13 protein-coding genes are annotated in these 21,964 nt (G+C 71.7%); 6 read left to right on the forward strand and 7 right to left on the reverse strand.

Annotated elements, in window-relative coordinates; translation table 11 throughout:
* Positions 1-17: 17 nt before the first annotated feature.
* The 5 genes from HV826_RS01475 (at position 18) to HV826_RS01495 (ending at position 7,261) form a co-directional block, all read left to right on the forward strand.
* A complete protein-coding gene (locus HV826_RS01475; protein WP_176415203.1) occupies positions 18-1,121 on the forward strand; it encodes an ankyrin repeat domain-containing protein in 1,104 nt (367 codons plus the stop codon).
* A gap of 44 nt (positions 1,122-1,165) precedes the next feature.
* A complete protein-coding gene (locus tag HV826_RS01480; protein ID WP_176415204.1) occupies positions 1,166-2,203 on the forward strand; it encodes an agmatinase family protein in 1,038 nt (345 codons plus the stop codon).
* A gap of 139 nt (positions 2,204-2,342) precedes the next feature.
* A complete protein-coding gene (locus HV826_RS01485) occupies positions 2,343-3,689 on the forward strand; it encodes a trypsin-like peptidase domain-containing protein (protein ID WP_176415205.1) in 1,347 nt (448 codons plus the stop codon).
* 68 nt (positions 3,690-3,757) lie between these two features.
* Positions 3,758-5,917, forward strand: a complete 2,160-nt coding sequence (locus HV826_RS01490; protein WP_176415206.1) for a protein kinase domain-containing protein — start codon at positions 3,758-3,760, stop codon at positions 5,915-5,917.
* Positions 5,918-6,001: 84 nt separating this feature from the next.
* The gene (locus tag HV826_RS01495) at positions 6,002-7,261 is read left to right on the forward strand and encodes a trans-acting enoyl reductase family protein (RefSeq protein WP_176415207.1); all 1,260 of its coding nucleotides are present in this window, start codon (positions 6,002-6,004) and stop codon (positions 7,259-7,261) included.
* 28 nt (positions 7,262-7,289) lie between these two features.
* Here HV826_RS01495 and HV826_RS01500 read toward each other — a convergent pair whose 3' ends face one another.
* Complete coding sequence (locus HV826_RS01500; protein ID WP_176415208.1) at positions 7,290-8,585, reverse strand: general secretion pathway protein GspE; 1,296 nt, start codon at positions 8,583-8,585, stop codon at positions 7,290-7,292.
* A 65-nt stretch (positions 8,586-8,650) separates the two neighbouring features.
* On the reverse strand, positions 8,651-9,037 hold the full coding sequence (locus HV826_RS01505; protein ID WP_176415209.1) for a VOC family protein: 387 nt from the start codon (positions 9,035-9,037) through the stop codon (positions 8,651-8,653).
* A gap of 12 nt (positions 9,038-9,049) precedes the next feature.
* Here HV826_RS01505 and HV826_RS01510 point away from each other — a divergent pair, with 12 nt between their 5' ends.
* Positions 9,050-10,435: a DUF4388 domain-containing protein gene (locus HV826_RS01510; RefSeq protein ID WP_176415259.1), complete on the forward strand. Its 1,386-nt coding sequence runs from the start codon at positions 9,050-9,052 to the stop codon at positions 10,433-10,435.
* A gap of 8 nt (positions 10,436-10,443) precedes the next feature.
* Here HV826_RS01510 and HV826_RS01515 read toward each other — a convergent pair whose 3' ends face one another.
* The 5 genes from HV826_RS01515 to HV826_RS01535 form a co-directional block, all read right to left on the reverse strand.
* On the reverse strand, positions 10,444-13,542 hold the full coding sequence (locus HV826_RS01515) for an MYXO-CTERM sorting domain-containing protein (protein WP_176415210.1): 3,099 nt from the start codon (positions 13,540-13,542) through the stop codon (positions 10,444-10,446).
* Between the two features lie 9 nt (positions 13,543-13,551).
* Positions 13,552-17,145 (reverse strand): flagellar motor protein, encoded by a 3,594-nt coding sequence (locus HV826_RS01520; RefSeq protein WP_217917030.1) that lies wholly within the window; start codon positions 17,143-17,145, stop codon positions 13,552-13,554.
* Positions 17,145-19,046, reverse strand: coding sequence for a hypothetical protein (locus HV826_RS01525; RefSeq protein ID WP_176415212.1), 1,902 nt, complete (start codon positions 19,044-19,046; stop codon positions 17,145-17,147). Before HV826_RS01525 ends, HV826_RS01520 begins: the two co-directional genes overlap by 1 nt.
* 36 nt (positions 19,047-19,082) lie before the next feature.
* Entirely contained in the window at positions 19,083-20,744 is a 1,662-nt protein-coding gene (locus HV826_RS01530) for a hypothetical protein (protein ID WP_217917031.1), read from the reverse strand.
* A gap of 247 nt (positions 20,745-20,991) precedes the next feature.
* Positions 20,992-21,954, reverse strand: a complete 963-nt coding sequence (locus tag HV826_RS01535) for a FecR domain-containing protein (RefSeq protein WP_176415214.1) — start codon at positions 21,952-21,954, stop codon at positions 20,992-20,994.
* Between the last annotated feature and the right edge of the window lie 10 nt (positions 21,955-21,964).

Raw genomic sequence — 21,964 nt, forward strand, 5'->3', positions numbered from 1 at the left:
CCGAAGGAACGGACTCGATGACAGAGCAGCAGCGGGAGCTCGAAGACCTCATCCGGCAGATTGACGACCTCCACTACATCCAGACCTATCACCGGGTCGAAAAGCCAGAGGCCGAGTACCAGCAGAGCCTGGCCAAGGCGGAGCACAAGAACGCCGAGGTGGTGGCTCGAATCCGGGCGCTGCTCGCCAGCGGCGTCAGCCTGGACTTCAAGACCCTCAACGGCCACTCGCCGATGATGATCGCCGTCCCCCAGAACAACGTCGACGTCATCCAGGTGCTCATGGAGTACGGCGCCGACATCCGGGCGAGTTCGGGCTACGAGTTCCCGATACACCGCGCCGCGGAGTTCGGCGCCGACCGCGTCGTGCGGTTCTTCATCGAGCAGGGCATCGACCCTCGCCTGAAGACGGAGGGTGGCAGGTCCGTGCTCTCCGCCGCCCGCGCCTCGCGGCACAGCAAGAACGTGGTCCCGTTGCTCGTGGAGTACCTGAAGAAGTCGAAGGACCAGCGAGGCCCCCCGCCCAAGAAGGCGAAGGAGCTCTCCGAGGAGCGCGTCACCCAATACCTGTCAGGGGATGCGCCCGCGGGGGTCAGCCCTCGAACGTGGGAGCAGCTCCGCGCGTTCATGGAGAGCGTCTTCGTCGAGGAGCACTCAGTCACCATCGACCAGCTCTACGCGGGCATCGCGGAGCACGGCAACACGAACGCCCCGCTCGTCTTCGCCACCATCGACCTCATCCAGCACGTCTCCACGCGGGCCCCCGCGAGCAAGACGCTCAAGAAGGTGTCCAGGAACCCCTTCGTCCACCACGGTGACCTGGTGGTGGAGGGCCCCCTGAAGGTGCTGTCGCTCCTGGTGACGGGGAGTCTGCTGGTGAAGGGCAAGGCGTCCAACGTTCAGGGATGCCAGCTCTTCGTGGGCGGCGACTTCGAGTGCGACACCTTCCAGACCGAGGGCCCCGTCATCATCGGAGGCAACCTCAAGGCCTCGGTCGTGGACGCCTACTACAACGACTACAGCCTGGACGTCCGGGGCGTGCTGACGGCGGACCGGCTGGTGATTGAGAAACATCAGGTGCTGGCCGGGCGTTTCGACGTCAAGGAACGCATCGAGAAGTAACAGACCATTGCGCCCCTGAACCGGGCCCTTATCCTGCGCCGCCCATGGCTACCCACTTCGACCCCAGCGCCGCCGCCCAGCCGGACTCCGGCGTGTTCGGACTCCCCCACTCCCCGGAAGAGGCGCACGTCGTCCTCATCCCCGTCCCCTTCGAGGCCACCACCAGCTACGGCGGCGGCACGTCCGAGGGGCCGGCCGCTGTCCTGGACGCCAGCCGACAGGTCGACCTCTTCGACGTGGAGACGGGCCGCCCCTACGAGCGTGGCATCGCCATGCTCCCCGAGCCCCAGGAGCTGCGCGACTGGAACACCCAAGCCAAGGAGCGCGCCCAGGTCGTCATCGAGGCCGGTGGCATCCACTCCGGCGAGGCCGCGCTGCTCCAGGCCGCGCAGGACGTGAATGTCCTCTGCGACCAGATGAACGAGCACGTCTACCGCACCACGAAGCACTGGTTGGAGCAAGGCAAGCGCGTGGCCGCGGTGGGCGGTGACCACTCCATCTCCTACGGCATCATCCGCGCGCACGCGGAGAAGTACCCGGGCCTGGGCGTGCTGCACCTGGACGCGCACGCCGACCTGCGCGTGGCCTACGAGGGCTTCACCTGGTCCCACGCGTCCATCATGTACAACGTCGCGGAGCGCATCCCCGGCGTGAAGACGCTGGTGCAGGTGGGCCTGCGCGACATGAGCGCGGAGGAGCACCAGTACATCGCGGACTCCAACGGCCGCGTGCACGGCTTCTTCGACGCCGCGCTCCAGAACAAGCGCTTCGACGGCGTGCCCTGGAACCGGCAGGTGGATGAGATGGTCGCCCTGCTCCCGAAGCAGGTCTACCTGTCCTTCGACATCGACGGGCTGGACCCCGTGCTCTGCCCCCACACGGGCACCCCGGTACCGGGCGGCCTGTCCTTCCCCGAGGCCGTGGCCCTCATCGCCGGCGTGGTCCGCTCCGGGCGCACCATCGTGGGCTTCGACCTCACCGAGGTGGCCCCCGACCCCGAGGGCGGCGAGTGGGACGGCAACGTCGGCGCCCGCCTGCTGTACAAGATGATTGGCTGGATGCTGAAGTCGCAGCAGGCCTGACGTCTCGTGACTCGAGGCGCCCCTCCACGACTTGACTGAGGACCTCCAACCCCGCCGGCGCATCGTCCGCGACCAGGACGAGGATGACCGGCGTGGTTTATGAAGCGTGAGACACTGCGGCGATGCACGGAGGGTTGGAATGAAGCACGCAGTCATGAGGTGGAGCCTGCTGGTGGTGGCCCTGTTGACCTCGGACACGGCGAGCGCGGACCTGGCGCGGCGGCGTGACGCCATCGTCGAGGTCGTGCAAAAGGTCTCCCCCGCGGTCGTCTACATCGGCACCGAGCAGGAGGTGGAGTCGCGCTTCCGCGGACGCCGCTCCCCGCTGGAGGAGTTCTTCGGTGGCATGGGCGCGGAGCCGGAGCGCCAGAGAATCTCTGGCCTGGGCAGCGGCGCCATCATCGACCCCAGCGGCATCATCGTCACCAATGACCACGTCATCCGGGGCGCCTCCGCCATCCACGTCATCCTGGCGGATGGACGCTCGTTCGACGCGGAGGTCATCGGCAGCGACGCGGCGAACGACCTGGCGGTGCTCAAGGTCAACGCCAAGGAGGCCCTGCCCATCGCGAAGCTGGGCACCAGCTCCGACCTGATGATTGGCGAGACGGTGGTCGCCATCGGCAGCCCGTTCGGCCTCAGCAAGACGGTCACCGCGGGCGTCGTCTCCGCGGTGGGCCGCACCTTCCGCGCCGACAACCGCGTCTACAACGACTTCGTGCAGACGGACGCCGCCATCAACCCGGGCAACTCGGGCGGCCCGCTGCTCAACGTGGACGGGGAGATCATCGGCATCAACACCGCCATCTTCGGCGGCGGCGCGCAGGGCATCGGCTTCGCGATTCCGGCCGACAAGGTGCGCCGCATCGTCGACGAGCTGACCCGCTTCGGAAAGGTGCGCCCGGCGTGGGTGGGCATCGATACGGCGGACCTGCCTCCCCGCGTCGCCCGGCAGCTCGGGTGGGACCGGGCCTATGGCGCGCTGGTGACGGCGGTAGAGGCCGGAAGCCCCGCCGCCGAGGCGGGCGTGAAGCGAGGGGACGTGGTGGCGGAGCTGGGCGGCTCGCGCATCCAGGACGCCGAGGACTTCGACACCCGCGTGCGCGGCTACCCCGCCCGCTCCGCCTTCCCGGTGGTGCTCTTCCGCGAAGGCGGCCTGCGCACCGTCCAGGTGATGCCGGTGGAGTTCCCCGCTCGCATGGTCGAGGGGCTGGCGTGGGAGCGGCTGGGACTCCGCGTGAAGCAGCTTCGCGGCGGGCTGGCCGTGTCCAGCGTGCGTCAGGGCTCGGCGGCGGCGGACATCGGGCTGGAGCCCGGGGACATCCTCCTCCGAGTGAACAACCAGCCCGTGACGACGCAGGACGCCTTCCGGGAGGCCCTGCTCACCGCGCGACGGGGACGTAGCGTGCTGTTGCTCGTGCGACGCGGACGCTACGGCTACCACGTGACGCTGCCCTTCGAGCAGGAAGCAGGCTACCGGCTGTAGCTGCCGAGCAGGGGCGATGGGCTCCCCGTATTTCAGGACCCACGTGACTCGCACTAACATGCGGAGTCATGAGTTCCGTCCGTTACCAGTCCCTCGGTCCCCTGCTGGCCGGGGAAGGCTCACGCGCCTTCCTCGGACTCGCCCTGGAGGACGGCGCATCTCCCCGTCCCGTGGTGCTCATCTGGGCGCCGCAAGATGTCGTGCAGAACCCCGAGCTGAAGGCGACCCTGCGTCGCGAGACGGCTCGCGCGCTCGTCTTCGAGCATCCGCACATCCTCCGTGTCCACGCCCTGGCCGAGCAGGATGGCGGACTGGCCCGCGTCACCGAGTTCGCGGACGGCGAGCCCCTGCGTCGTCTGCTGGAGGCCCACCCTCGCCTGCCGCCGCACTTCGCGGCGCTCGTCGTGGCGGATGCCGCCGTGGGCCTGCACTACGCGCACGTCGCCGGCAATGACGACGGCACGCCCTTCGTGCACGGTGATGTCCGGCCCGAGACGCTGATGATCTCCTTCGGCGGGCTGACGAAGGTGACGGGTTATGGCGCGCTCGGCGTGGCCCCGCGTGAGCGCGGTGGCAAGCGCGTGAAGAACCGGCGCATGTACAGCGCGCCCGAGCAGCTCCTCGGTGGACGCGAGGCGGTCAACGTCCAGTCGGATGTGTTCCTCCTGGGGCTCGTGCTGCACGAGTGCCTCTCCGGGAAGATTCCCTTCAAGGACGCGGCGGACCCGGACAAGGCCGTGCTGACGCGGTCGCTGCCGCCCATGGCGCAGGACGTGCCGCTGAAGCTGGACGCGGTGCTGCGCCGGGCGACGGCGAAGCGGGCGAAGGAGCGGTACCCGACGGCGCTCGCGTTCCGCGAGGCCGTGGTCGAGGCCGTCGGCACCCTGCCCACGCATGCGGAGTTCTCGGAGTTCATGTCGAAGTACTTCCCGCCCGAGAGCGAGGCTCGCGCGGCGCGGCGGCGGGTGATTGAAGCGGGCATCGCGGAGGTGATGCAGAAGGCCGGCATCGCTCCGCCCGCCGTGGCCGAGTTCCTCGCGCGCGGCGCCCTGCCCCCGGGCCTGATGCCCGCGAAGTGGCCGGAGCTGCCGGGACAGTTGCTGGCCTCGGGCGCGTCCGAGGGTTCGGGTGCACAGGCTGGAAGTGGCTCGGCGGCCGGTGTCACCGCGCAGGCCGCCTCGGCGGTGGGCGGCACTGGGGACCACGCGCAGGCTGGCGCGGGCGGACAGGGTCAGGCTGGGGCACAGACTCAGTCCGGCGCGGGCTCACAGGCGAACGCAGGCGCACAGACTCCGTCCGGCGCGGGCTCACAGCCGAACGCAGGCGCACAGGCTCAGTCCGGCTCGGGCGCGCAGGTGCAGGCAAGCGCACAGGCGCAGCCCGGTGCGGGCGCACAGGCGCACTCCGGCGCGGGTGGCCCGTCGCAGGCTGGCGCGGGCGCGCAGGCGCAGCCCGGTGCGGGCGCGCAGGCGCACTCCGGCGCGGGTGGCCCGTCGCAGGCTGGCGCGGGCGAACAGCGTCACTCCGGCGCGGGCGCACAGGCGCAGTCCGACACAGGGACTCACGCCAGCGCCGGAGCCACTGTTCCCACCGGCCCGGCGGGCACGGGAGCCCCCGCGCAGAAGTCGTCGCGCACCTGGATGGCCTTCGTGGGCATCGGGCTTGCGCTCACGGTGGGCGCGGCGGCCGTCGTGCTCAACCGGCTGCCCTCCAACATCGAGGCCGAGCTCGAGGACGCGGGCGTCACCGACGCCCTGCCCGTGGACGCGGGTGTGACGCTGGATGCGGGCCCCGTGGACGCCGGCATCCCCATGGGCACGCTGGACGTCACCGTGGACCCGCGCGTGGAGGTCTCCATTCCTGGCCAGTACCTGGGCCGCACGCCCGTCTCCGCGGCCGTGCCCGCGGGCCGTCACGTCCTGACGCTCAGCAACCCGGTGCTCGGTATCCAGACGACACGGGTCATCACCGTGCCGGCGGGTGGCCGCTCCTCGCAGCAGATCTTCCTCAACAAGGGCTTCGTGAACGTGCGCGCCCCCGAGGGCGCCATCGTCACGGTGGACGGCCGCCTCATCGGCGCGGCGCCCATCGAGGAGCTGGACCTGTACGAAGGCACACACCAGCTCCTCGTCATCGTGACCGGCTCCCGTTGGCAGAAGACGTTCAAGGTGGAGCCTGGCCAGCGCGTCAGCTTCGACGTCAACTTCGAGCAGCCCGAAGAGGAGTGACCGGGGTGGCAAGCTCCGCGGCGTGAACATTGGCTTCACGCCGCGGTTGCGGTGCCCACCGGGCGCGACCAGACTCCCGCGCCCATGAACACCTCCGCCACGGAGTTCGACGTCATCGTCTGGGGCGCCACCGGCTTCACCGGACGCCTGGTCGCCGAATATCTCGCCAGGACCCAGGACAGCCACCGCGCGCGGTGGGCCCTCGCGGGACGCGACCTCGGCAAGCTGGAGCAGGTCCGGCAGGGGCTGGCGGCGATTGCGCCCACCTTCGCGGAGCTGCCGCTGCTCATCGCGGATGCGCGCGACACCGCGTCACTGGATGCCCTGGTTCCCCGAACCCGCGTGGTCTGCACCACCGTGGGCCCCTATGCACGCTACGGCGGCGAGCTCGTCGCCGCGTGTGTCCGGGCCGGCGTCAGCTACTGCGACCTGACGGGTGAAGTGCAGTGGATGCGGCGGATGATTGACGCCCACCACGAACAGGCCCGGCAGCGCGGCGCACGCATCGTCCACACCTGTGGCTTCGACTCGATTCCGTCGGACCTGGGCGTATTGATGATGCAGGAGCACATGCGGGAGCGCCACGGCGGGCACCTGGACGCCGTCCGCCTCTACATGGGCCCCATGCGGGGCGGCGCCAGCGGCGGCACGGCGGCCAGCATGGTGCAGGCGATGGAGGAAGCCACGACGGACCGCTCGGTGCGGAAGATCATGGCCCACCCACATGCGCTGGACCCCGTCCCAGGCCCCTTTCGGCCCGAGTCCAAGGACGCGCTGGGCCTCCACTACAGCCAGGAGCTGGGCCAGTGGACGGGCCCGTTCTTCATGGCGACGGTGAATACACGCGTCGTCCGGCGCAGCAACGCGCTGCTCGGGCACCCGTGGGGAGAGCACTTCCGGTACGCGGAGGTCGCCAGCTACGGCGCCGGGCCCAAGGGCCTGCTACGCGCCACGAGCGTCACCGCGGGCCTGGGAGGCCTCGTCGCCGCGATGCAGGTGAAGCCCCTGCGCGCGCTGCTGGAGAAGAAGGTCCTCCCCGCGCCGGGTGAAGGCCCGTCCCCAGAGGCCCGGGAGAAGGGCTTCTTCGTCGCGCAGCTTCGCGGCGAAGGCACCTCGCCTCGCACCGGCGAGCAGGTGCGGCTGACGGGCAAGGTGGCGGCGCGGGGAGACCCAGGCTACGCGGCCACGTCGCGGATGCTCGCCGAGTCCGCGCTGTGCCTCGCCTTCGACGACACGCCGGCCATGGGCGGCGTGCTCACGCCGGCCTCCGCCATGGGCATGCGGCTGGTGGAGCGCCTGCGCCGCGCGGGCATGACGTTCCAGGTGGAGGAGCTGCCCACCTGAAGCCACTCCGCGACGAGCGCGTGACGTCCTACGCGCTCTTGCGGCGCCGCATCATCGCCTCGTACGAGCGGCCCACGCTCTGCGAGAGGATGAGCAGCTCGCCCACGTCTGGCGGAGTGAGCTGGTCCGGGCCGTTGTCCACGTAGAGCAGGTGCACGACCTTGCCGCGCACCAGCAGCGGGAGGATGACGGCCGTCTTCGGGAACCCGTGCCCCAGCAGCTTGTAGAACACGCCCATGGCCGCGTCGCGGCGGACGGGCCCGATGTAGTGCGAGCGCGTGTCCCGCACGAGCCGGAAGGTGCTCTGCTCCCGCAGCGGCACGCCGATGCGACGCACCACCGCGTCGCGGACGCCCATCCCCATGCCATGCCAGCCCGTCACGAGGCTGCCCTGCACCGACAGCAGCAGGTTCCGCTTCCACTTGCCCAGCGCGAAGCGCAGCACCGTGCGCGCCACGTCCTCGCGGTCCGAGCTGCGCGCCAGCTCCGCCTGCGCCTCCGCGAAGGTCAGCGGCGTCGGCGGCGGCTCCGGTGCGCGCGGCACCTGCACGGGCGGCGGCGGCGCCCCCAGCTCGGGCGACACGGGCGGCTGAACCCTCTGCGGCGGAACGACGATGGCCTGCGGTGGCGGAGCCACGGGCACCTGCGGATGGACAGTCGCCGGCGGAGGCACGGAGGCCACCGGCTCGGGCGCGGCCTCCAGCACCTCCACGCCGGTGATGATCTCCTCCTCGCCCATGTCCCCTTCGTAGTCGGCGCCACCGCGCAGGGCGGAGGCGTAGACGGACTGGAACTCCTCCTCGCTCATCAAGTCCGCCGGCGTCTCCGCGGCCTTGGCCAGCTCCGCCCGCGCGCCCGGCGCGGGCCGGGGCCGCACCGCGTTCATGTCGATGGCGCGAAGCGGCCGGAACGCCTTGCAGTAGCGGCGCAGCAGCTGGTTCATCCGGAACTCGGGGATGACCACCGGCACCACGCGCTTGCCCGTCTTGAAGGCAATCCCGTCCAGCGTCGCGAAGTCATGTGGGTTCACGACGGCGACGCTCACCCGCGTCGCGTCCACCCGCATGGGCAGGTACTCCTTGTCGTCCGCGTGGTTCGAGGAGACCAGCTCCATCGCCTTGGGGTCCGGAACCATCTCCCCGGACGCGAACGCGCTGTTGTGGACCTTGCCCAGCGTCTTCGCCAGGTCCACCTCCGACAGCAGCCCCAGCTCCACCAGGTTCGTTCCCAGCCGCCCGCCATGCACCACCTGGGCCTCGAGCGCTTCTTCGAGTCCCTCGGCGGTGACGAGACCATCCTTCAGGAGCTGTTCACCCAGGCGCATGGGGCCGCTTGTAGCCGTGCCCCGTCCCGCTCCGCAAGCACACCCGCACCCGTGGGACGGTGCGTTTAATCCTCCGGGTGATGGCTGAGCGCCACGCGGTTGCCCTCGGGGTCCCGGACGTACACCGACCACCGCGTCTCGTGCTCCAGCGGCACGCCCGCGCGGGCGAAGGTGTCCACCACCCCCGCCCGGGCGACCTTCGGAATCCGGAACGCCAGCAGCAGGAGGCCCGGCGCCTCGTGGCGGAACGGCGTGGAGACGGGCTCGCCGCCCGCCGCCTCGATGGCCAGGAAGCCTCCCCCGGGGACGCCCACCCAGATGCTCCGCAGGGAGCCGTCCGGACGGAGATGACGGGTCAACTCCGGAAAGCCCAGCAGGTCTCTGTAGAAGCCGGTGACGCGCTCGATGTCCCGCGCCTGGATGGCCACGTGGTGGAAGCCCTGAACGTCCATGGCGCGGATGCTATGGTCTGCGCGCCCATGGCGCGACTGCTCATCGTCGAAGACAATCACGAGCTGGCCTCCCTCATCGTCGCCCTGGCGCAAAGCCGGGGACATGACGCGACGGCCGCGGCCACCGGCGAGGCCGCGCTGGAGGCGCTCGGCCCCGGACAGCCCTGGGACGCGGCCCTGGTGGACCTGCTGCTCCCGGACATCCGGGGCAGCGAGGTGCTGGGCGCGCTGCGGGCCCATGGCATCCCCGCCATCGCCGTCAGCGGGGTGTACAAAGGGGACCGCTTCGCCCAGGAGGCCGTGCAGGTCCACGGCGCCCGGACCTTCTTCGAGAAGCCGTTCGAGCTCATCACCGTCATGGAGGCCCTGGAGCAGGCCGGTGGCGTTGCACCTCAACCCCGCGCTCCCCCGCCCATCGCGGAGAGCGTGCTGCTGGACGAGCTGCTCGATGCCGAGGACCTCATCGTGCTGGAAGAGCTCCCCCCCGAGTCCGGCGACACCGCCGAGCCCCTGCAGGTCGTCCCCAGTACGGACCCTTTGCCAGAGCCCGCGGACGCGGAGCACGCCCTGCCCCTGCCCTTCGGCCGGCGCCAGCAGGTGTGGAGTGAGACCGCCACGCCCTCGACGCCGCCGCCCAGGCGCGCGCTGCCCGAATGGTCCCTGGGCGGCGTGCTGGGGGACACCACCGTCGCGCGGCTGCTCAACGCCTATTACGAGGCCCGCCACCACGGCGAGCTGAAGCTTCAACAGGGCCAGGTGCTCAAGGTCGTCTACTTCGAGTCCGGCCGCGTCGTGTACGCCGCGTCCAACCTCGCCGCTGAGCGCTTCGGCCGCTTCTGCCTCCGCCAGGGCGTGCTGCCCGAGGCCCGGCTCGCCGAGGTCACCGCCTACGCGAAGGAGCACGGCCTGCGCACCGGCGAGGCCATGCTGCGCCTGGGCCTGATGGACGCGGCCCAGCGAAAGCAACTGCTGGTGGAGCAGGTGAAGGAAATCATCTGGTCCACCTTCACGTGGAAGGAAGGCGGCTACGGCTTCAGCGCCATGCGCCCTCGCCGCACGGACCTGGTGAAGCTGTCCGTCTTCCCCGGGGATTTGGTGCTGGAGGGCGTGGCGAAGACGGAGACGCTGGTGACGCTGCGTCAGCACCTGCCGCGCTCGCGCCGGCTGTTCCCCACCGCCGATGCGCCCTACGGCCTGCACGAGCTGAAGCTCGAAGGGGCCCAGGCCCTGGTGCTGGCGTATGCGGACGGAAGCAAGACGGTGGAGGACCTGCTCGCCCTCACGGATCTGCCGGAGCGGCAGACGCTGGCCACGCTGCGGGGCCTGGAGCTCCTGGGGGTGCTGGAGGAGCGGCCCGACACGCCGAGCCGCCGTCACCGCATCACCTTCGGGCTGTAGCCGCCGCCCTACTTCCGGCGGCGCAGCACCCGTGCCAGCGCCGCCAGCCCGAAGACGGCCGCCCCCGAGCCACCGCCCGAGCAGCCGCATCCCGACGTCGGAGGCGGCGCCGCGGCATCTCCCGAAACGGGCACGCCGTTGAGGGTCATCTGCCCGCCCAGCCGCGGCGTGGACAGCAGCGGCGAGCGGCCCACGTACGTCAGCGTCCGCGTGCCCTGCGCGAGCAGCCGGAGGTCCTCCACCCGGAAGCCACCGTCCACCGCCTGCGCCTCCACCGCGACGCCGTCCAGCTTCACGCTGCCGGGCACCCACTCCAGCCCGTCCACCTGCTCCAGGTAGCGGAGGCCGCCGACCTCGCACTCGGAGGTGTTGCGCAGCTCCACCACCACGCCCACCAGCCCCTTCTCCGACGCCGTGGGGGACTCCATCGTGTGACGCACGTCCACGAACCGCTCGGAGGTAATCGGCAGCACGTAGTCCGTGGTCGCCGTGTTGCTCCCGCCCGCGTCAGCCAGGACGCGCAGGGTGATGGCCTGGCCCACCAGCGCCTCCAGCCCTGTCTCCTGCGTGCTCACCGTGACGCGCGGGCCCGCCAGGGAGACCTCCGACAGCGCGGGCCCCGCCACCTGTGACCAGGAGATGGCCACGTCGCCGCAGGCATCGGCCGGAATCGTCTGCGTCAGCGTGGCGCTCGCGCCTTCGCCGCAGCGTGCCACCAGCGCCCCGGCCTCGAGCGCTCCCAGCCGCGCCGGCAGGGGCTGATTGGGCACCTCCGCCTGGGCACGGCCGCCCTCGCGCACCGGCCCCTCACCGTCGTCGAAGAGCTCACCGCGCACGCGGTAGGCCTCGACGGTGCAGGAGCGCGGGAGCGTGGGGCGCCACGTCCCGGGCACCGGCACCACCGCCGAGTCCAGGGCCTCACCGCTCAGCGTCTCCAGGAACATCCGCGCCTTCAGCGTGCGCGCGTCCACGCAGTTCAGCGACGTGTCCAGGGAGATGTCCACGTGCCCGTCGCCCGACGGCACCACGCCCAGCTCCAGGCTGCCCGTGGCCACGTCCTCCAGGGAGGGCTCCACCCGGACGCGGAGCTCGGCGTCAGCGCTGTCTTGCGTGCCACCGCCGGTGACGGGAATCCGATTCCTGGCGGTGAGGGACAGCGTCCCGTGCGCGCACTCCGCGGCCTCGACGCGCAGGCGCTCGCTCGACACCGGCGCGTCCAGCGTGACGGCCGCGTCATCCGCGGTCCTCACGGTGACACCTTCGGGGATGCCCGAACCGGAAGCGCTCAGGCGCCACTCCGTGGCCACGGCCGGCAAGCCGGGCGTCCCCACGCAGGTGTGCAGCGCATCCGGGGCTACGTCCACGCTGGCGCCTGGGCCCGACGTGAGCGTCCGCTCCCAGCCCGGAGCGAAGGGCACCAGCGGCCGGCCCCATGGCGCGACGTCCACGGTGAAGATGGCCATGGCGCTGGACGTCACGCCGCCTTCGTCCACGCCACGGACCTCGTAGGTGTAGCTGGCCCCCGACGCCTCGCACAGCACGTCTGGCGGCGTGAAGGTCGCCTGGACCTGGGCGCCGCTATCCGTGGAGAGCGGCGGTGCGCCCGACTGGCCGGAGACGGGAGCCCAGACATAGCGCACCGCCGGACACGCCTCCGTCGCCGGCTGCGCGGTGAACACCCGCGACGCGCCCGACGCGGTCGTCGACGCTCGCAGGGGCGACACCGTGGGCCGCGCGGGCCCCAGGGTGTTCACCACCCGGAAGGCCACGGTGGAATGCACGTCGTGGGACGCGAGCCCGTCCGAGGCGTAGACGTGCAGGAGTCCCTCTTCGTCCTTGCAGACGGGCCGCTGCGGGACGAGCGTCACGTCGAGCTGGTCAGGACGCTCGACGATGTTGACGCCAATCAGGTCCGCGCCTGGCGCTGACGCGGTATCCACCGACACCCGCACCGCGTCGAAGTCGGCGTCGGTGGCGGTGAACCGGGCCGTCGCCGTCCCTGTCTCATTCACCACGATGGGCGCTGGCCCCACGTCCAGCACGGGCGCGTGGGCGTTGACGTACGTCACGACGTTGAAGCCCGGCTGGTCCAGGATGAACAGGCAGAACGAAGAGCCGACGCACGACACCTCCAGCGGCGTCGCCTGGGAAGCGCCTGGAAGCGCCGAGCCCTCGAAGGCCGGGTGGAACCGCCACTGCGTCCCCGCGTTGTCCGCGCTGCTGGCGGGCACGGCGCCCAGCACCACCGGCTCCCCGTTGGTCCCCACGCCCACCGCGAGGCCGAAGCCCTCGCCATGGACGCTGCCATTGCCCGTGTTCACGTCCACCGAGGTGATGCTGACGGGCATGCTGTCGGGCAACAGCACGGTGGAGAAGGTCGTCCCGGCCGGGTCCAGCGGTCCCCGGAACAGACCGTCTGAATTGCCGAACAGCGCGATGGGATGTGGGCCGCTTCCGCCGAAGAGGTCCACCGTGCGCGGGGACTGACTGGTCAAGAGCGGCGGAACGACCAGCTCCGCCTGACGCCTGTCCCCCGTGTACCAGAGGAGCTCCGTCCGGGAGACACCGGTGACACTGAAGAGGGCGTGGGGCACGCCATCCGACGTCTCCGTCACGCCCAGCACGTCCGTGGAGGACAGGAGGCCCGCGTCGACGCTCAGCAGCGTCCAGGGCGTGGGCCCCTCGAGGCCCGCTGACGCCGTCAGCAGGGCGAGCCCACCGTCGGAGAGGGCCACCGAGGCATAGCCCGCACCGGACAAGGTGTGCTTCACCCGCCGGATGCCCACCACGGTGTTCACCGGGTCCGGGGGGATGATGTTGCCGGCCGCACGGCAGTTCTGGTGACTGATGATGTCACCGGGGCGCACGACGGCGGCGAAGCAGCCCGCCGGAGACAGGAAGGTGCCGAAGACGTCGCTGTGCAGGAAGACGACGGACTGGATGCCGTCCTCGTACAGCTCCGCCTGCGTCGAGGTGCTCACCGCGTACACGCCCGGCGCGAAGACATCCACCGTGCGGGCGATGCCCGGCACCTCTGTCACGTCCCACTCGGCGCGTGCCGCGGTGGCCACACCCAGGCAGAGGCTGAAGATGACGAGGGAACGCACGGCTTGCTCCTAGTAGGCCACTTCGGCTCGCAGGTAGAGCCGGTCCTGATTGTCCGCTGAGTCGGGGGACAAACCCAAGCCACTGAAGCCCAGGAGTGTGTACCCGGTGGCCAGGCGCAGCCGTTCATCGACCCGATAGGCGACTTCCGCACGGACCGCGGTCAGCCGCTCGCCCTCCGGAGACGCCGTTCGCCGTGCCAGCTCGGCGCCCAGCTCCAGCCCACCCACGATTCGCACCGCGGGACGGAGGGTGCCTGTCCACACCCAACGCCCTGAGTCCTCCGCCCGGGTGTGCCCCGCATGCAGGCCCGCCGCCACGGAGAGCCGGTCACCCAGGCGCACCGCGGGCAAGAGGGAGAGCGTCTGCAGGGCCCGGTCACCAAAGGCGGACCGGACGCCGGGCAGCAGCTCCCGGGTGATGCCGTAGCGCGCCACCACCAGCCAGGGCCCCGGCCGCCACGCCACCGCGGCGTAGCCTTCCACCAGCCGCGTCTCCAGCACCTCCGCGTTGACGGTGCGCGCGAAGTCCACCCGCCCGGAGGCCGTCACGTCCTCCAGCAACTGCGCCTGCGCGGCCAACGCCACCACCGCCTGCAGCCGGTCCACCGCGGTGGCCGCGCCCCGCTCCGGCGTGCCCTCCTCCCGGCGAAGCTCCACCCGCCCGTCCAGCCGCAGGCGGGCCAGGACGAGCTGCCCGAAGACACCGCCCGCCTCGCGCTCCAGCGGGCTGTCCACGTCCAGCAGGCTGCGCACGCCGCGCTCGTAGCGCGCGCCCACGCTGAAGCCGCCCGTCACCTGCTGCTGGAAGCCCACGGCGCGAGCCAGCCGCACGGCCGTCGCGTCGTGTGAGCCCACGTCCTCCACGAAGAGCGCGGTGCCACTCTCCGGCAGCTCGGTGCGCGCCCCTGTCAGCGTCCGCCCCGCGCCGAAGTCAGGGCCGTCCACGTCGACGGAGTATCCGCCATAGAACACGTCCTGGCCCCGCCGGGACTCGACGTTCGCCCACGCCCGGGGGCCCAGCTCCGGCCCCCAGCCTCCGAACACGCCAGCGCGCGTGGTCCGGTCCACCTCGACGTCCACGCCCGCGGACGTGAAGGTGTCATCGAAGCGTCCAGGCCCTTCGCCATGCAGGGCCAGGGCCTGCCGATGCGCGGCGCGGAGCTGCAGCCGCTCGAACACCCGCAGCGAGCCCGCCACACCCGCGGAGGTGCGGCCACCGAAGAGCGAGGGCCCCACGCCCGCCACCTGCGCCGCGTTCAACCGCGAGTCGCGGACCTCCGCGCGCACGCCCCACCGTGGCTCCTCCCAACCCACGCCCGCGGCCAGGACGCGCGCGGAGAACGGGCTGTCCACGAAGGGCTCCCGCGGGTCGGCCGAGCGCCGCTCGTCCGCCAGCAACGTCAACCGGAGCCGGCCCAGCGGCTGGCTCACACGGAGTGACGACTGCCGGAAGCGCGCCGCGTCGGTGTGCGCGCCATCGGAGAAGCCCCGCCCGCGCAGGCGGAACGCCGCGTCCACCGAGCCCTCACCACGAAGCCCCGGACCTGAGAGCTGGAGACTCACGGCCTCCGCGCCAGTGCCCAGGTCCCGCCGGGGACGGATGAAGCTGAGGCCACCGTCATCCGAGACGCCGAAGAACGAAGCCTCCACGGCGGTGCCACGGCTGGACGCCACCTCCGCCGCCATGCGGTAACCACCGAGCGCCGTGCTCGCGCGCCCCGTGTAGAGCGTGTACGGCCGTCCCTCCCGGCCCTCGCGCACCGCGCCCAGTCCCAGCCGCGAGCCGCGCCACTCGCCCCACACCTCACCGCCCGCCGTGTCGCCCGCGTCCGCGATGCGCAGCGCGGCGTAGTCCACCACCAGCACCGGCTCCGGTGACTCCGTGGGCGCGCTGGTCCGCAGCCAGGCCTCGCCCGCGAGGAAGGAGAGCGGACGCGCCAGGAGGATGCGTCCGGCGAAGTAGTCGATGTCGTAGTCGATGCCGCGAATGAGGTGCCGCTCGCCGAGCGGAAGGCCGGTGACGCCGTCCCGCAGCTCCACGCGCACCAGCTCCGAGCCCTCGGCCACCGACGCCGCGCCCAGGTAGTACAGGCTGCCGCCCGTGGCGCGCAGCTCCTCGTGCGCGGGCACCGCGGACACCTGCCGCACCGGATCCGTCAGGCTCCCGCCAAACGCCTTCACGCCCACGCGCGCCTTCTCCTCGCCGGCATGGACCTCCGCGTAGGGGCCGAAGAGCGGACGGTGATAGCGGCCCACTTCACGGTCGTGAAGCTGCGCGCGGTAGGTGCCCAGGCCCGCGCGGCCGTGCTCCGCGTGACGCGCCTCGAACCGAAGGCGTGCCTCCGCGGCATTGGGCGTCAGCGACACCGAGTCATCGCCCCACTCCGCGGGCGCCAGGTCCGGGTCGGCGGCGCGGTCGAAGCGCTCCGGCATGCGCGGGCGGAGCCAGTCCGGAAGGCTGGCTCCGTTCAACGTGCGGCCATCCGTGTCTCGCAGGTCCAGTTCGCCCACCAGGTCCACCGCGCCCAGCCGTAGCTCGGCGTGAGCAGAGCCACGCCCCCGCAACTGCACGTCGCCATTTCGCGGCGCATACGTGGCCTCCAGGTCCAGCAGGCCCACGGCGAAGGGGCGCACCGCGGCGGCGATCTCCAGCGTCTCGTCGCGAGGCGGGACATCCGGCAGCGACAGCCGCACAGGCACCAGGTTGCGCCCCGGCGACAACACCACCAGGACATCCACTCGGCCTTCGGGCCCCACCACCACTTCGCCCTCGGGGGTGCGGACGCGCGTGCCCATGGGCGCCTCGACCCGCACGCGGGAGGCGCCACTGGCCGCCGGAACGTCACGGCCCGCGGGCAACTGGAGCGTGGCGAGGGGCACCACCGGCCTGGGAGCCACCAGCCAGCCGCCGTCACGCGGCACCACGTCCACGCGCTGGCGGTACAGGCGCACCGTGCCCTGGGCCCCCGTGGCGGTGATGGACAGCGGGTTCTCTCCCGCGACGAGCGGCACCAACGCCTGCCATGCCCCCTTCGCGTCCACCTGGGCGGCCACACCCGACACGGTGACGGCGTCGCCCGCGGAGGCCTGTCCCGCGACACGGAAGCGCACGGCGCCCTGCCCAGGCGTGACCTCCGCCACGGGCGGCGCATTGGTGAAGGAGCGCCGCACGGGCGCGGCCTCCACGGCGACGCTGCGCACGGCGAAGTCCTGGAGGACGACAGCGCCCCAGGGGACCTCGACCGTCGCCGCCTCCGGGCTCACCCGGCTTGAGACAGGCAACGAGCGCGTATCCACCTTCAATCGCTGACGCCCCGGCCGCAGGTGCAGCCCGCCCGCCGCGTCCGGCACGCGGGCATCGACGCCGGTGATGTGAAAGCGGCCCCGCGCGTCCGTGCGGACATCGCGGCCGGTGGTGAGCACCAACCGCACGTCGGGCAGCCCCGGCTCATCCGCGCCGCACAGCCCATCGCCGTCGACGTCCTGACACACCCGGCCCGCGAGGGTGGAGGCCTGCGACGGCGTGTCCTGCGACAGCGCCTGCGCCCAGGTGCTCAACGGCACCAGCAGCGCGGCGGCGAACAGGCGGGCCCACCTGCGCATCACGGGCGCACCTCGGCCAACGCCGTGACGCCCGTGGCGACATCCGCGACGGAGACACTCACCGGCTCGGGCGCGCGCACGGTGAAGGACGTGCGCCCTGCTTCCACCCGCTCTTCGGCTCGCTCACCACCCGACAGCGAGACGAACACGTCGCGCCCGGTCAGCACCTGTCCGTTCGCGTCCTCCACCCAGTACGTCACCCGCGTCCCGCTCACCTTGAGCCGCACGTTCACCGGAATCTCAGGTGCCAGTCGCACGCGGTGGGACGCGGCGGACGGCACCAGCGGGCGCTCCACCGGAAACACAGGCCCATCCGCGCCCAACACATGCACCGTCCGCGTCAGGCCCGTCCACACGCCGTGCGAAATCTCCAGCGTCCCCGCGCGCACGGGCCCCAGGCGCACCGTGCCGTCCGTGCCCGTCAGCACCTCGCGCCCCTCCACCCGCAGCGGCTGTCCCGGCACCGGCAGACCCGCCAGGTCGGACACGCCCGCGTACAGCTCGCCCTCGGCCCGCCACACGGTGATGCGCGCCGGCTCATTGCCCGAAGGCCCCCACGCGCGAGCACGCAGGTCCATGTCCGTCGCTTCACCCGTGGCTGGCGGAGCCCAGGTGCTGACGAAGGTCCCCGGCCGCGGCTCCTCCGCCGGAGCGAAGGTCCCCACCGGCGCGCTCAGCTCCACCACCGCACCCGGCCGGGGCCGGTCGAAGGCGTCCCGCGCCGTCACCTCCACACGCGTCCGAGCCCCGTGGTGCACCAGCGCTTCATCCACCTCGAGGCGGGTCGTCGCGACGGGCCCTTGCACCAGCTCCAGCGCCGGGGACTCGCGCGAGCCGGCCCCTCGCTGAGGCCACGCGACTTCGATGCGCTCGTCGCTCACCAGCTTCCGCGGCGCGGTGTAGCGCCACTCCAGCAGTCCGCCCGGCGCGCGCGTGGGGCCGCGCAAGGTGCCGTGGCGGACCTGCGTCGTGACGCGCGCATCGTCCACGGGCTGGCCCATGGCATCACTCGTCGCGCAGACGAGCCGGGCCTGGGACACGCCGTCCGCGGGGAGCCGCTGCGGCTGAAGCACACAGGCCAGGCCGTCGGTGGGCGGCAGCCGCAGGTCGATGGGCATCCGCCGCACGTTGCCCGCCTTGTCCACCACCCGCCCCTGCCCGATGCGATGTCCGGGCGGGACGATGATGGGGACTCGGAAGCGGCCGTCATGCCCGGCCGCCACCGGACCAAACGTCTGGCCCGCGATGTCGATGGCAATCTCGGCGTCGGGCTCCGTCGTCCCCGGCAGCGTCACGGACGCGGCCAGCGGGACGAGCACGCGCCCGTAGGCCCCATGCACCGACTGCGGACTGGGCCACGCGGAGAAGGCCGCCAGGATGGCCACTTCGGGGTAACGCGTGTCCGGCAGGACGTAGCGCGCGCGATATGTGCCCGGCCCCGTCCGCTCCAGTCCTTCCACACGCCCCACGCTGACACGCACCACGGGCGGCGCGCCGCTGTCATCCGCGGTGCCATCCGGCCGGACCCACTGGACGGTGAGCCGCGCTTCCGTGTCCTTGCCCTTCACGGGCGCGGGAGGCTCCAGCGCCAGCCGCACCTCGGCGGCCGGCGGCCCCAGCACGTAGCGCGCTTGCGCCGCCAGCCCGTCCACGCTCGCGCGGACCACGACGTCACGCGCGCCCGGACGCGGCACCACCACGAACGTGCGCAGCGGCGGCTGCGCGGTGTCCTCGCGCAGCTCCGCGCCATCGGCTCGCACGGTGGGCTGCCCCATCGGAACCGGACGGCCCGCCGAATCCTTGCGCACGAGCGCCACGGGGAATCCATCCGGCGCCACGGCGGACGACGGCCCGAGTATCTCGAGCGTGTCCGCCCAGGCCGGGGCACACAGCAGCAACAATCCGAAGAGGAGAAACCGGTTCAGGGCCGCGACAGTCTACAGGGCGCGGTGGCTGTGCCGAAGCCCCTTCCGCATCCGCGCGCTCGGACGCAGCCAACACGCCAGCAACAGGATCACCCCGGAAAGCGTCAGCGGCCCACCGCCGGTGCTACAGCCTCGAACCCCTGCGTCACGCACCGGCCCCTCGGGCACGAAGGTCACCGGCGACACCGCCGAGGACGAAGCTGACACCGGCTTCAACGCACGACCCGGAATGACGCGGGCTCCCGTGGAGGTGTCCGCCACGGGCTGACAATCGGTGGGGGGCCCGTACACGCGAAGCCGGAAGGCACTGCCAGGCCTGCCGGAGATGAGCGCCGCCAGCGAGTTGTGGCCATCCAGCGGGGCGCGCGTGGCCACCAGCGAGACGCCCTGCTTGAAGCGGGACGGGTCCACCAGCTCGCGGCCGTTGATCCACACCCAGCCCGCGGTGGAGTCCTCGCCGTTGTAGCCGTTGTCCACGCACAGCACGCCCTCCCCCGTGCCCGCGAACCCGAGCGCCACGCCGTTGGGCTGGCCACTGGTGCGCGCGACCTCCAGCGCCGCGAGCAGCGGCCAGGTGCCGGGCCGCGCGCAGACCGCCTCGGGGGACGGCGTGTCCACCGCCGCCAGCTTGCAGCCGGGCTCGTCATCCAGCTTGAAGGTGAAGGCGTGGACGTTGAAGTCGCCGTTCTCCGAGACGGTCCACACCACGCGCACCGTGCCGTCCGCGTCCACGCTCAAGTCGGTGAGGCTCTCGTTCTGCGGCGTCTCGGTGATGGCGTAGAGCGTCTCGGTGCTCAAGTCGTAGAGCACGATGTCGAAGTCGTTCTTCGCCGGGTCCCTGCGCTCGAAGGCCACCAGCGAACCGCTGATGCTGGGGTTCGCGTCCAAACCCGGCAGCGCCAGCCGCTGCTCCGTACCGCCGTTCAGGGGCTTCCAGTAGATGTCCCGGTCCGTCACGCCATCCAGGGTCCGCGTGCTGGCGTAGACGGCGATGTCCCCGTTGGTGTCCGGCTGCGACTCCTCGCCCTCGCTGCCCGTCAGCGCCTGCGAGCTGAAGCCGTTGGCGCTCCGCCGCGCCTGCCAGATGTCGCAACGCTGGCCCTGCTCGTCGCACTTGGCCCAGACCACGGTCGCGCCATCCGGCGACACCGCGGGCGTGCGGTCCTGGAACGTGTCATCCGTGAGCCGGGTGAGCGTGCCCTGGTCCAAATCATACACGGCGATCTCCGGCTGCGACGTCACGCCGGTGTAGCCGAAGTCCTGCCACGCCACCGTGCGGCCACCAATCACCGCGGAGCGCCGGCTGCTGCCCGCCTCCGGCGCCAGCTCCCGAGGCGCCGCGTCCACGTCCACGTCGAACGTGTAGATGGCGCTGGAGGTGCTCACGCGCGTGAAGACGATGGTGCCGTCCGAGATGTCCGACACGAAGTCGAACGCGCCGCCGTTGGGGATGGCCGCGTCCACGGAGGTCCGCAGGTCGTGGTAGCGAATCTCGCTCGTGCCGCGAGACTCATTCGTATACGCCACCCGCGGTCCGCTGACGTGCGGGTCCGTCTGGTCACCCGGGCCGCCGGCCACCACGTGCAGGGTGCCTGTCAGGGTGCGGAGCTCCGGTGTGGAGGCGAAGGCGAGCGGGGAAAACAGGCAGCAACTCAGGGCCAGTGTCCGCAGCATCGGAGAGGACCTCCCGGGGGTTCCGAAATGAAGACCCATGCCCGCCCAAGGCGCAGTGGGCCCGGAACCTGTCCGGTGCTGACTTCCCACGGCGGTCACGGCCGGCCGGACTTCAGGCCCCGCGGCTTTGCGCACCTGGGCTTTCGCCCGGGATTGCCCTTGAACAGGAATGACTCCTCCCGGGAGTGTAGGGAGCCTCCTCGCAATGGGTCAAGGCGAACACCCGCTCGCACCCACGGTTGCCGCGTCAATCGTCGCGCGCCTGATTCCAGATGTTCTCGGTATCCGTCTTGAGCGGCGGCGGCGTGGTGTCCACGACGACGTCCTTGCTGTCCTTCTGTCGCAGCCGCCCCACGCCATAGGCCTGGACGTCCACCGTGTTGCGGCCCTCGCGAAGAACCACCTTTCGCTGGAAGTTTCCCTCCGCATCGGACTTGACGCTGACGCCATCCACCTCCACGCGGCTGCCCGGAGACGTCTGCCCGCGCACGACGAGCTCTCGCTCGCGGCGGGTGCGCCCGGTGGGCCAGTCCACCTTGAGCAGGAGGCTGGTGGGGATGGGGGAAGGCTCCGACGGCGCCTGTCCCGGGCGGACGACGGCCTGCTGTCCCGCGCGGACGATGACGACCTTGCCCTGGCCGAGCAGCGTCACCTCGCCTTCGCGCGTGCCCACCGCCACGGTGCCCTCGCCGTTGTTGCTCATGGTGAAGGCACCGGCCTGCTGCAACGTGGCCTTGGCGTCCGAGTTCGCCGCCTTCACCTCGAAGGTGTGGCGCTGCCCTGGCCGCACGACGGCGGTGGCCATGCCGCGCGAGAGCAGGATGCGCGACAGCGACTCGGTCAGCTCGTCCACGGAGATCTCCGTGCCCGGGTCCATGTGCACTTCCACGGACTCGCCGCCAATCAGCATGGCGTACGAGCCGTCATCGGTGCGCACGCGCTCGTCGCGTCGCAACGCCATGCCCGCAGTGGCCTCGCGCCACGAGCCGTCCGTGTGCTGCACCTCCACCTTGCCGGACACCTGCGTCAGCTCCAGCACCAGCGGCTTCTGCGCCACCGGCGCCTCGACGACGGGCGGCGCGGCGGGAGGCGGCGGCGGAGGAGGTGGCGGGCGCAGGAAGACGAACCACCCCACTGGCAACGCCGCGAGAATCAGCGCGAGGCCAATGAAGAAGGGCACCTGACGGCGCGATGGGCGGGAATCAGCCATGGGCAGCCTC

Origin of the sequence: Myxococcus sp. AM010 (assembly GCF_013372585.1) — a bacterium.
Classification (GTDB): domain Bacteria; phylum Myxococcota; class Myxococcia; order Myxococcales; family Myxococcaceae; genus Myxococcus; species Myxococcus vastator.